The sequence below is a fragment of the Bartonella grahamii ATCC 700132 genome (genome assembly GCF_000518085.1).
Taxonomy (GTDB): domain Bacteria; phylum Pseudomonadota; class Alphaproteobacteria; order Rhizobiales; family Rhizobiaceae; genus Bartonella; species Bartonella grahamii.
Map to the genome: position 1 here is coordinate 84,688 of NZ_JACX01000005.1, position 12,499 is coordinate 97,186.

Sequence of the window (12,499 nt, forward strand, 5' to 3'; positions counted from 1 at the left end):
ATGAGCCTTACCATTGCTATCGTTGGTCGTCCCAATGTTGGGAAGTCAACACTATTTAATCGTTTGGTTGGGCAAAAATTGGCTTTGGTTGATGATAAGCCTGGTGTAACACGTGATCGACGTATTCATGCGGCAAAACTTCAAGATCTACGTTTTGATGTGGTTGATACGGCTGGGCTGGAAGAAGCAGGTGATCATACACTTGAGGGGCGTATGCGTTCTCATACAAAAGCTGCAATTGATGAAGCGGATCTTATTTTATTTGTATTTGATGCAAAGAGCGGGATAACACCAAGTGATTTAAATTTTGCTTCATTGGTTCGCAAATCAGGAAAGCCAATTGTGCTTGTTGCTAATAAGTCTGAGTCAAGAGCGGCAACAGGAGGAGAGTATGAGGCGTGGTCATTAGGTTTGGGGGAGCCGTGCCTAATATCGGCTGAACATGGTTTGGGACTTAGTGATCTGCGTGATGCAATTATAGATGCTGTGGGGTCAGAGCGTGCTTTTGGCAACAACAAAGAAGAAGATATTACGATACAGCCTGCATCTGTTAGTGATGATGTAAACGATTTGGAAGAAGAGGAGCTTATTTACGATGAAAGTAAGCCCATTAGGATTGCAATTGCAGGGCGTCCCAATACAGGAAAATCCACTCTTATCAATAGCATGTTGAAACAAGAGCGCTTGTTAACAGGACCAGAAGCAGGACTTACGCGTGATTCTATTTCTGTAGATTGGGAATGGCGTGGTCGTCATATTAAACTTTTTGATACTGCAGGTTTACGTCGAAAATCGAAAATTCAAGAAAAATTAGAAAAACTATCTGTTGCAGATACTTTGCGTGCTATTCGTTTTGCAGAAGTGGTGGTCATTGTTTTTGATGCAACGATACCTTTTGAAAAGCAAGATTTACAAATTGCTGATCTCGTGATTCGTGAAGGGCGTGTTCCAGTTATTGCTTTCAATAAGTGGGACCTTATTGAAAATAGTCAGACCACATTGATTGATTTGCATGAAAAATGTGCGCGATTTCTTCCTCAAGTTCGTGGTTTGAGAGCTGTTCCTTTATCAGGACAATATGGTCAAGGGATTGATAAACTGATGGAAAATGTCATGATGATGCACCGTGTATGGAATCGTCGCATTTCGACGGCTAAATTGAACCAATGGCTTGGAACTGTTGTTGCACATCATCCACCTCCTGCGGTTTCTGGGCGTCGACTTAAGGTTAAATACATCACACAGGTTAAGACACGTCCTCCTGGATTTATGATTTCTTGCTCGCGCGCCCAAAGTATGCCACAGTCGTATTTGCGCTATCTTGTCAATGGGTTACGTGAAAAATTTGATATGTCTGGTATACCCGTTCGCATATCATTACGAGCCTCTGATAATCCTTTTGCGACACGTTCCAAAAAGAAATGATAACTCTTTAATTTTTTAAGTGATGAAATCTATACTTAAGAATCTTAAAAATAAGTTTTTTCAATGATCGTTCTTTTCATAAAAGAAAAAATTTTTATTTGCTAAAGTTTTAATTTTATTGATAATCATTTACCATGAGCGCTATTGAATAGAGTTCTCTCATCTTGATAAAGATCATTTATTTGCATGTTATGAGAAGAGTTTAATAGGGAGTATTTAAGAAAGAGTACATCATCCTCTCAATGGGTTATTTAAATGCAAGAATAGATGCAAATATGAGGGTAGGGAAATACAATTATGATGCTCGTTTGAAAAGAAGCATTAAATTATCGTTTTATAAAAATAAAGGTTATAAATAAGCGCTTTTGCTTACGATAGTTTGTCTAAATAAAAAGCAAAAATATTTGCTGAATCTACCGATATTCAATTGTAAAGGGCGAAATTCAAAAAAGTGGATTAAAATTGTATAAAGTAGTATGGTGATCTTATTTAAAATTTATTGTGTTCTATTGGCTTGACCTATTTGAAATTTTAGATTTATTAATATCTCGTATTTAAAGAAACCTCTCTTAATACCCTCAAGCTCATTGAGTGATGGGTTCTGTGATGGCATATGTAAAATACTTTGCGAATAGGATCATATAAAAACCATTGATTATTATCATTTTCATAAAATAAAAAGTGCAAGTTTATTTGAATAAAAGGAACAAAAAACGCTCTCATACTGTTTTTAGCTTTCTATGTTCTCTTTCAAAACTATAATTGATATAACATTGGGAGCTGGAAAATAAGATCGTATCAGTTTACACCTTTTGTTAAGCGTAAAAATGTAAAAATGGCTGTTCTATGAGTTTTATATCATTCACGGGAACTTTTCGTTATATATTCACGGGTGCTGTCGTGAAATCAGTTTAGGTGCTCAGAATATCTTTTTAAGAAAGATGTAAATTAAAAAATACGTTATTTATACAATAAAATTTATACGATAATTTGTGATAGATTTCTTTTAGTATCTTGACGAATAAATTCGGGAACAATATGATGCACACGGTTTTATGAAATGCATTCTTACGTTGCTTTTTAATTAAGGAGCCAATGATGGCGATGGGCGAGAAACCCGTTATAAGCCGTAAGGAGGCTGAAGAGGAAAAGCAAGGAGAGTGTCTTCATTCAGAGGATTTGGAATGTCGTAGTAGGAACTTAAGCGTAGCTTTAGTGCGCAAGCAGGCATTAAAGAAGCGGGAGCATGAGAATAAGCGAGAGAAATCACAAGGAGGGATGGCAAATGCAATTAAGCTTTCCAGTGAATTTCTGGCGAGTGTTATAGTTGGTGTTATTTTAGGGTTAGGGTTTGATAAGTTAGCAGGTTCGTATCCTTGGGGATTGGTATTTTTTCTCTTCTTTGGATTTGCTGCTGGTGTAGTGAGTATTCTTCGGTCTGTAGGGTATGTTTCCTCCAGTCAATTAGGAAAAAAAGGCGTATTGCGCCAAGATAAACAAGATAAAGGGGCCAATGAGAGGTCCGATAAATGAGGTTGAAGTGACAGCGCACGCTCCAGATCCTATTCATCAGTTTGAGGTTTCAAGGCTGATTAAGATTTCCATAGGAAATATGGATTTATCGTTTACAAATGTATCATTGTTTACAGTCCTCACGGTTGTTGTAACTTCTATTTTTCTCTTCATTTCATCATCAAGTCGTGGATTGGTTCCAACGCGGATGCAGTCTCTTTCGGAAATGGCATATGAGTTTGTAGCATCGACTCTGCGGGAATCATCTGGTGTACAGGGAATGCAGTTTTTTCCTTTAGTTTTTTCTCTGTTTACTTTTATTTTGGTTGCTAACTTTATTGGTCTTTTTCCTTATTTTTATACGGTTACATCGCAGATCATGATCACGTTTTCGTTAGCAATGGTGGTAATTTTGACGGTGATTGGTTATGGCTTTTATAAGCATGGGGTCAGTTTTTTGAAACTGTTTGTTCCCAGTGGAGTTCCTGTTGTGGTTTTGCCTCTGGTGACAATGATTGAGGTTATTTCTTTTCTCTCCCGTCCAATTAGTCTTTCTCTTCGTCTTTTTGCGAATATGCTTGCTGGTCATATTACGCTCAAAGTGTTTTCTGGGTTTGTTGTTTCAATGATTGGGGTAGGACTCGTAGGTGTGGGTGGTTCGGTTTTACCGCTTATTATGACTGTAGCGATTACTGCTCTTGAGTTTTTGGTCGCATTTCTTCAGGCTTACGTCTTTACGGTTTTAACTTGTATGTATCTTAATGATGCAATTCATCCAGGACATTAATAGAACTGGCGGTTTTCCGTCGAATAATGCAATTTCGCTTTAAAGGAGAATAACATGGAAATGGTGCTTGCAGCAAAATATATTGGCGCTGGTCTTGCTTGCTTTGGTATGGCTGGAACAGCTTTAGGACTTGGTAATATTTTTGGTAGCTATCTTTCTGGTGCATTACGAAATCCGTCAGCAGCAGATAGTCAGTTTGGACGTCTTGTCTTTGGTTTTGCTGTAACAGAAGCTTTGGGAATTTTTTCACTGCTTATTGCTTTACTACTTCTTTTTGGGGTTTAATCATCATCAAAAGGGTATATCTGTTCTTGCATGAGGAAAGATTTACCCTTTTAGCTCTTAACCAGAGAGATGTCAGTCAGTTATCATCGGTTATAGAGGGCTTTAATAAGCTATTTAAAGGATGAAAGAAGATGTTTGTTTCAAGCGCTTATGCACAGAACACTGAAACGTCGATAGAACATATTAAAAAGGTGGCAGAACATGCAAATCGCGTGTTTCCGCCTTTTGATTTTGTACATTTTGGTTCGCATTTTTTCTGGTTGGCGATTTCTTTCGGACTTTTTTATCTTTTTATCTCTCGTGTAATTGTACCACGTATTGGTGGTGTCATTGAAACGCGGCGAGATCGAATCGCATCTGATTTAGATCAGGCAATGCGCATGAAGCAGGAAGCAGACATTGTTGTTGAAACTTATGAGCGGAAATTAGCAGAAGCGCGTTTGAAAGCGCATGCTATAGCGCAGGTAGCTAGTGAAGAATTAAAAGAAAAAGCAGAGCTTGAACGGAAAGAAATTGAAGAGAGTTTAGAAAAAAAACTCGCAGATGCTGAAAAACAGATAGCAAAAATTCGGGATAAAGCGATGCAAAATGTTGGTTCTATCGCTGAAGAAGTGGCTCTTGAAATTGTGAAAAAATTGATTGACGTTGATATTAGCAAAGAGGCTGTTCGTTCAGTTGTTAAAACTGCGGATTATTGAGGAAGACAAAAATGACTGATACTTTTTGGGCATTTGTTGGGTTAGTTCTTTTTTTAGCTCTTTTAGTCTATTTCCAAATTCCACAGAGGGTTATACACCATCTTGATGCGCGCGCGAAGCGTATCAAAGATGAGCTGGATGAGGCTCTGCGTCTTCGTGAAGAGGCACAGGAAATATTGGCTGAATATCAACGCAAACATGCAGAAGCAGAAAAAGATGCGCAAGAAATTATTGCAGCAGCAAAACATGAAGTTGAATCTGTTATTGCTGAGGCTCGTACAAAAGCAGAAGAATATGTAAAAAACCGCAATAAATTGGCAGAGCAAAAAATTGCTCAAGCAGAAGCGGATGCGATACGCATGGTTTCTTCATCGGCTATTGATTTGGCAATTTCTACAGCACGTATCCTTATTGCAAAGGAATTAGATTCTAACAAGGCAGATGAACTTATTAAAGAGTCTCTTGAGAAAGAATCATTTATCAAAATGAAAACATATCTTAATTAATGATATTTGAGAGATAAAAAATGTCCTCTTTGGTTGCATAATTTTCTCAATATTAATTAATAAAAGTCATAAAAAAGAAAAATTTATCTTCATTATTTTTATCAATTAATAGGACATTTTGATTCTAAATGACAAGTTTTGAAAAGTCCGCAACCGATTGTGTAATAATGTGAATACATTTGAGAAGAGCAAGACGGTTAGCACGAACATCAGGTTTTTTATCATTCACCAATACCTTTTCGAAAAATATATCAATCAATTTTCCAAGTGGCGCTAGCACACTGAGTACAAATGATAAATTTGTCGCATTGATGGGAGCAAGAACCTGTTTTTCTACTTCACAAATTGCATGATAGAGCTGCTTTTCTTCTTTCTCGACAAAGAGCTCAGGATTAATTTCATTCACTATTGTTGTGCTTTTTTGAAATTCATTTTCAAGAATATTGGCAGTACGTTTTACAGAGGCTACAAAGTTCATTCCATCATGGGTATTGATAAAAGCGATAAGCGATTCGACACGACGTGCAACCAATAAAAAATCATCAGAATCTTTATTTAAAACGGCTTCAAGGGCATCGTAACGAGCACCTTCCTCTTTTAGATAGATTTTCAAACGGTCATGAAAAAAGAATAACAGGTCTGATAAAATATATTCTGTTTTTTCTGGAAGCAGATTCAGCAATTGTGAATTTTCTCTTTGAGAGATTTCATATTTATTTTTTTGTTTTAAGAAAAGATTCATTGCTAACTGAAACAGTGGCATAAGATTGATTTTCCAATCTCGCGAAAGTACAAGCCTAATAACTCCCAGTGCTGCTCGTCTTAACGCATAGGGATCTTTTGAGCCCGTTGGTTTTTCATTAATGAGCCAAAAGCCAACGAGCATGTCAATTTTGTCGGCGAGCATAACGGTTATAGCAAGCGGTTCTTGTGGAAGACGATCTGTTGGTCCTTGAGGTTTATAATGGTCCTCAATTGCTACAGCTACGCGAGGATCTTCCCCTTGAAGAAGGGCATATTTTTGCCCCATAACCCCTTGTAGTTCAGGAAACTCTCCGACAATTTCTGTTTGCAAATCAGCTTTTGCAAGGATTGCTGCACGTTTTGCTAAAAGAGGATCTGTCTGTATCAAAGGTGAAATTTCTTGTGCGAGTGTAGCAATGCGTTCTACTCTTGCACCTTGCGTACCTAATTTAGCATGAAAAGTTACATTCAAATGATCAAGTCGCGCCATTCTTTGATCGAGAGGTTTTTTTATATCAAGATCAAATTTTTTTATAGAAGATTCTAATTGTTGAATATCAGGCAAATCACGCTGATCGGTTTGCCAAAAATAAAGTGCATCAGAAAGACGGGCACGGACAACCTTACTATTTCCTTTTGAAATTTCTTTGCCTTCATCATTTGAAAGAATATTAGAAACGAGAATAAAATGATGAGAAAGTTTTACTTTTTCTCCTTGTTTACGGGTAACAAAACATTTTTGATTAGCTCGAATGGTCAAGCGAATAATTTCTGGAGGAATATCAAGGAATGATTGGTCAAAATCACCCATCAGGATAACAGGCCATTCAACAAGACCAGCAACTTCTTCTAGGAGGGGATTGTCTTGAACTAGTTCTAAACCGTTGGCAAAGCAGAGATTTTGGGCATCAGCTAAAATAATATTCTTTCGTCTTTCGGCATCCAGAATGACTTTATGGGTTTCAAGTTGAGTAACATAATCATCAAAGCGGCGCACTTGAAATGGCTTTCCATCACTTAAGAAACGATGACCATAAGTTAAATTATTGCTTTTAAGAGAACCAATTGTAAACGGAATAACATGTGTTTCACCAATTTCTGGTCCGAAGACGCAAAGAATGTTTTGTAAGGGTCGAATCCACTTCAGAGCACCACTTTGTGCTGAATCTTTTCCCCAACGCATAGATTTCGGCCACGGAAAGTTGCGGATAATATTCGGTAAAATATCGGCAATAATTTCTTCTGCAGCTCGACCTTTTTTAACAATTTTAGCAATATAAAAATGACCTTTTTTATCATCATGTCCAATATGTGCTTCAGAAATATCGTTTAATCCTGTTGCACGTAGAAAACCATCAATTACATGCTGTGGTGATTTTATACTAGGACCTCTTCGTTCTTCATGGATATCTTTTGAGCGTATGGAAAGTCCGCGTATGTCCAATGTTAGCCGACGAGGTGTCCAATATTCACGAGCAGCTTCATATATCAATCCAGCATTCACAAGTTGATCTGTAACAGATTTTTTGAGATCAGCAGCAGCTTTTCGTTGCATACGTGCGGGGATTTCTTCACTGAAAAGTTCAAGAAGAAGATCAGACATTAGGCTTCTCCAGTATATATTTGTCCAGCTTCTGTGAGTAAGAAGGCTTCCCCACAACGGCGCGCGAGATCACGAACGCGAAGAATGTAATTTTGTCGTTCGGTTACAGAAATAACGCCACGTGCTTGCAAAAGATTAAAGATATGGCTCGCTTTAATACATTGATCATAGGCAGGAAAAACACAGCGATGTAATATATTTTCTTTATTTGGTTTTCCAGCATCAAGAAGTGCGCTGCATTCGCGTTCTGCATCGATAAAGTGCTGATGTAGCAGTTTTGTATCAGCAAATTCGAAGTTGTAATATGAGTATTCCTGTTCTGTCTGTAAAAAAATATCTCTATAACTTATTTTGTTTTCTCCCTCCAAACCATTAAAGTTAAGGTCATAGACGTTATCAACCCCTTGGATATACATCGCTAGACGCTCAAGACCGTATGTGAGTTCCCCTGAAACTGGAGCGCATTCAATGCCACAAACTTGTTGAAAATAAGTAAATTGAGAGACTTCCATCCCATCGCACCAGCATTCCCATCCAAGCCCCCAAGCACCAAGGGTGGGACTTTCCCAATCATCTTCAACAAAGCGAATATCATGCAGTTTTGTATCAAGTCCGATAGCTTGTAGCGACTTTATGTAAAGTTCTTGTAGATTGAGCGGAGAGGGTTTGAGAAGTACTTGGAATTGATAATAGTGTTGTAAACGATTTGGATTCTTACCATATCGTCCATCTGTTGGACGTCTGGAGGGTTGGACATAAGCAACTTTCCAAGGGCGTGGACCTAGGGAGCGTAATGTTGTTGCGGGATGAAAAGTCCCAGCTCCGACTTCCATATCGTAAGGTTGCAAAATTGCACATCCATAGTGTGCCCAATAATTTTGCAAAGTTAAGATTAGTCCCTGAAAAGAACGTTTGGGGTTAAGATGTTCAGGCAGTTTCACGCTTTATACTCTTTATATTGGACTAAACAAAAGTAATTTTAGTTTCTCTGTTTATTATTTCATGTGGTTTATGGCTAAGCATCGTTTATTGCAAACCAAATTTCAACTTTTCTTGAATTTGTTCAGAATTTTCTGGTTTTCCGTCAATTGCATGGTTCCATTGAAAGATTGCTTCACGTTTACGTCCAACTTTCCAATAGGCATCACCTAAATGATCATTCAGTGTTGGGTCCTCAGGTTGTAATCTGACAGCATTTTCTAATATTTGCACTGCTTTATTATATTCTTTTAGTTTATAATAAGCCCACCCTAAAGAATCGAGAATATGACTGTTGTGAGCTTGCAAAGCAGAAGCTTTTTGCAGCATACGGAGCGATTCTTCAAGCTTCTCACCACGTTCTACAAGGGAATAGGCTAAATAATTAAGAACCTGCGGTTGGTTTGGAAAAAATTCAAGCGATTTTCTCAAGTCAATTTCTGCTTTTGGCCATTGCTTTAAACGTTCGAAAGCAATACCACGCTGATAAAAGAGTTTCCAATCGTCCTGCTGAAAGTTTTTTATCTGGGCAATAGCGGTGTCTAGAGTTTTAATGGCCTCAAGGAATTTATTGTCCTGCATATAAAAAGCAACGAGCGTTATCAAAATATTACGATCATTGGGAAACTTTTCATTTAACAATGTGAGTAATTTTATTGCTTCTTTGTAATTGTTGTTATTGGCAAGAAGGAATGCAAGATGAAGTTGTCCATCTTTATAATAAGGAGATTTAGGGGATAAAGCGCGATAAAGTTTAATTGCTTTATGAGGATCACTCAATTTAGCAGAAATGTGTGCGAGCTGAAACAGTGTTGCGTCATTTTGAGGGTATAAGGCGAAAGATAATTGCTTAAAAATACGTGCAATTCGCCCTGAGTTTTTGTGGTTGAGGGCTGTTCCAAAATTATATAGTACCTCGGCTGCTCCTTGTTGAGGTGTTTTAATAACTCTCTCTAAGAAAGAATTTTTTTCAATTTTTTCTCGAAAGTTTTTAAGGACTTCTCGACCTGACAACATTTGTTCGCCATGTTGGATTGTTTGAAGAGCTTGGTTACGCATATTATGGCGCAATTGGAATGAGGCATAGGCTATGATAATACGTTCATAGGTATTAGGAGCGATAAGAGTCCCCTGTTTGTTACTAAGTGCTTTAATGAAATATTTTTTTGCATCCTTTGGCTGTTCTGCAAGGTCGCTCATAAGTGCTAGATGATAAGATATAAAAAGGTCATACCAGACAGGACCTTTGAGTTTCTTAAGATCAGCGATTGCTTGAGATTTTTGTCCAGACCCAAATTTAATCCAAGCACCGATGAGTTCAGGTATTGGATTATTGGATTTCGGAGGTTCTTTTGATTGCAGAAGAAAATTGGCATTCTTATAGTCTTTTTTGATGAGACTTTCTACTGACAAAGTTAAAGAAACAAAGGGAGTTATAACATCTTGCTCTTTGAGTTTTTGGGCTTGTTGGACAGCTTCTTTAAAGTTTCCGACCGAGAGCATAGCTTCAAGGAGCTCTTTTTGTGTTTCAATGTTATCAGGTTGATAAACGAGTGCTTGTTTAAAGTAATTGATAGCAAGTTCTGTTTTATTTTCATGATTTGCAACCCTTCCAGCTAAATAAGCACCTGTAAATGAGCTTGTATGAATTGCGGTGCTTATTTTACTGTAGGTGGGGAATGGCATCAGCATGATACCCACGATAAAGAGGGTAAAAATTCGGGATACCGTTGCAGAGCACATGGAGCTAATCCTTTTCAAGATAATCAATCGATGGTGTTGTTTATAGATCATATCTCATTACTTTATTGAGAAATACTGCGATTCTTGCAAAGAATTCAGTTTACGCGCGCAATACAAAATTCAACAGTCTCAACGAGAGCATTGTAAGCAAGATTTTCGTTCATGGGAATAAGAGCATCAATTGCATGTTTTCCGTAGATGCGTGCTTGTTCTATTGTATCTGTGATACTATCATACTTTTCTATTAAGTGTTGCGCGTATGCGAAGGCTTCATTATTGTTATTGCCATCTTCAAGTGCTTGTTTCCAGAAATTTTTTTCTACTATATTTCCACGTTCATATGCGATAATAACAGGCATTGTTATTTTTCCTTCTCTAAAATCGTCCCCTATATTTTTTCCTAAGTTTTGAGCACTACCGCTATAGTCAAGTGCATCATCAATCAATTGGAAAGCTAAACCTAAAGATGTTCCATATTCACGTAATGAAGAACGCTCTTTATGTCCATAGCCAGCAACAATCGGTCCTACTTCAGCGGCTGCTGAAAAAAGTGCGGCTGTTTTGGCATTGATGATTTTGAGATAGTCTGAAGGGCTGGTTTTGATATTTTTTGCAGCAGAAAGTTGCATAACTTCTCCTTCAGCAATAATTGCAGCAGCGTTCGCTAAGACAGAGAGCGCTTCTATGGAACCGACATCGACCATCATTTTAAAAGCCTGACCCAACAGGAAATCACCAACAAGTACGCTTGCTTGATTCCCCCAAATCATCCGTGCCGTGGATTTTCCACGTCGCAAATTACTTTCATCAATCACATCATCGTGTAGTAATGTTGCTGTATGCATAAATTCAACAGCTGTTGCGAGTTTTATATGCCCGTCACTTTGATAACCGAACATATGAGCAGAAGCGAGCGTAATCATTGGGCGTAATCGCTTTCCACCTGATGAAATAAGATGGTTGGAAATTTCAGGGATCATCTCAACCTCTGATTTTGCCATAGAGAGAATAAATTGATTTACGCGCTCCATATCTTTTTGAGTAAGATTGACAAGAGATTGAAGAGAAATTTGATTATTTCTTATTTGTTCTGGTTTGATAGCTGCGCTCAATGTGTTTACTCCTAGAGTATTGCAATGGACATATATAAAATTTACTTTATTTACTAGCATAAAGGGGGTTTGTGTTTGACTCAAGCTTTTGATGGCGCTTTGAAGTGTAAGCTTGGAATGTTATTGGCAATAAATGTTCTTTAGCGAGTGTAATCTTGTTGTTATGAAATAATAAAAAAATTTAAAATAGCAGCTGGATGGCAAAAATGCAGTTTATAAAGGTGAACATTAGGCTTTTAAATGGATAAAACAACGAATCAGAGTGGTGAAACAATTGATAGTTTTCACCGCGGGAAATTTTATTTGGTTCAGCCCCATAAATATGGTCATCGTTCTGGAATGGATGCGATGTTATTAGCTAGTTTGGTTCCAAGTAATTTAAAGGGCAAGGTTGTTGATTTAGGTGCAGGTGCTGGAGCTGCAGGGTTGGCTGTTGCTTCGCGTTGTTTGAAAGTTCATGTTACCTTAGTTGAACGTTCAGCTTTTATGGTATCTTACGCTCAAAAAACGCTTATGCTAAAACAAAATAAACAATTTGCTAGCCGAGTTTGTTTGCTAGAAGCAGATGTTACCTTCAAAGGGAATGCCCGTATAAAAGCAGGTTTGATAGATAATAGCTTTGATTTTGCGATTATGAATCCACCTTTTAATAATCCTACTGATCGCAAGACACCTGATAAACAAAAATCTGAAGCACATGTTATGTCTGAAGCGATGTTTGATAACTGGTTGCGGAGTGCAGCGGCCATTGTTAAGCCAGGTGGATACTTAGGGCTCATTGCACGTCCACAATCGCTGACAGATATCTTGCGTGCTTTAGAAGGGCGTTTTGGTGGTATTTGTATAATTCCTGTGCATGCACGTGCGAAAACAGCAGCAATTCGTCTTTTATTTTACGCAAAACGAGGAAGCAGAGCAGCTTTATCTATTTTACCGGCATTGGTTATACATGAAGGTAATGACCATACTTTTTCACCCCGGGTTGATGCAATTAATAATGGATATATAAGCTTGTGGGAACTTTTCTAATAGTATCTTGTGTTTTTTAGTTTATTATTTAAAGTCGAAACTTTGTTGTTAGGGAGGTTTGACTTTGGGTGAAATTA

11 protein-coding genes are annotated in these 12,499 nt (G+C 37.8%); 7 read left to right on the forward strand and 4 right to left on the reverse strand.

All coding sequences use genetic code 11. The features are described from left to right. The 6 genes from der (at window position 1) to U736_RS0102535 (ending at window position 5,213) form a co-directional block, all read left to right on the forward strand. Window positions 1-1,425 (forward strand): ribosome biogenesis GTPase Der, encoded by a 1,425-nt coding sequence (gene der / locus U736_RS0102510; protein ID WP_012754798.1) that lies wholly within the window; start codon window positions 1-3, stop codon window positions 1,423-1,425. Window positions 1,426-2,523: 1,098 nt separating this feature from the next. Further along, complete coding sequence (locus U736_RS0102515; protein WP_012754799.1) at window positions 2,524-2,958, forward strand: AtpZ/AtpI family protein; 435 nt, start codon at window positions 2,524-2,526, stop codon at window positions 2,956-2,958. Between the two features lie 7 nt (window positions 2,959-2,965). Continuing rightward, window positions 2,966-3,724 carry a F0F1 ATP synthase subunit A gene (locus U736_RS0102520; protein WP_026500261.1) on the forward strand — a complete coding sequence of 253 codons (759 nt, stop codon included), beginning with the start codon at window positions 2,966-2,968 and terminating at the stop codon, window positions 3,722-3,724. Window positions 3,725-3,778: 54 nt separating this feature from the next. After that, window positions 3,779-4,009 (forward strand): F0F1 ATP synthase subunit C, encoded by a 231-nt coding sequence (locus U736_RS0102525; RefSeq protein ID WP_005773968.1) that lies wholly within the window; start codon window positions 3,779-3,781, stop codon window positions 4,007-4,009. A 131-nt stretch (window positions 4,010-4,140) separates the two neighbouring features. Further along, window positions 4,141-4,707 (forward strand): F0F1 ATP synthase subunit B, encoded by a 567-nt coding sequence (locus U736_RS0102530; RefSeq protein WP_012754801.1) that lies wholly within the window; start codon window positions 4,141-4,143, stop codon window positions 4,705-4,707. An 11-nt stretch (window positions 4,708-4,718) separates the two neighbouring features. Then, complete coding sequence (locus U736_RS0102535) at window positions 4,719-5,213, forward strand: F0F1 ATP synthase subunit B (RefSeq protein ID WP_012754802.1); 495 nt, start codon at window positions 4,719-4,721, stop codon at window positions 5,211-5,213. Between the two features lie 124 nt (window positions 5,214-5,337). Here U736_RS0102535 and glyS read toward each other — a convergent pair whose 3' ends face one another. From glyS to U736_RS0102555, 4 genes are all read right to left on the reverse strand, one after another. Continuing rightward, complete coding sequence (gene glyS / locus U736_RS0102540) at window positions 5,338-7,560, reverse strand: glycine--tRNA ligase subunit beta (protein WP_012754803.1); 2,223 nt, start codon at window positions 7,558-7,560, stop codon at window positions 5,338-5,340. Continuing rightward, on the reverse strand, window positions 7,560-8,501 hold the full coding sequence (locus U736_RS0102545) for a glycine--tRNA ligase subunit alpha (protein ID WP_012754804.1): 942 nt from the start codon (window positions 8,499-8,501) through the stop codon (window positions 7,560-7,562). The genes glyS and U736_RS0102545 overlap by 1 nt, the downstream gene beginning before the upstream one ends. 85 nt (window positions 8,502-8,586) lie before the next feature. Further along, complete coding sequence (locus U736_RS0102550) at window positions 8,587-10,281, reverse strand: tetratricopeptide repeat protein (protein WP_012754805.1); 1,695 nt, start codon at window positions 10,279-10,281, stop codon at window positions 8,587-8,589. A 95-nt stretch (window positions 10,282-10,376) separates the two neighbouring features. Next, window positions 10,377-11,453 (reverse strand): polyprenyl synthetase family protein, encoded by a 1,077-nt coding sequence (locus tag U736_RS0102555; protein ID WP_012754806.1) that lies wholly within the window; start codon window positions 11,451-11,453, stop codon window positions 10,377-10,379. Window positions 11,454-11,633: 180 nt separating this feature from the next. Between U736_RS0102555 and U736_RS0102560 the strand changes: the two genes are divergently transcribed. Continuing rightward, a complete protein-coding gene (locus U736_RS0102560; RefSeq protein ID WP_012754807.1) occupies window positions 11,634-12,422 on the forward strand; it encodes a tRNA1(Val) (adenine(37)-N6)-methyltransferase in 789 nt (262 codons plus the stop codon). Window positions 12,423-12,499: the final 77 nt, after the last annotated feature.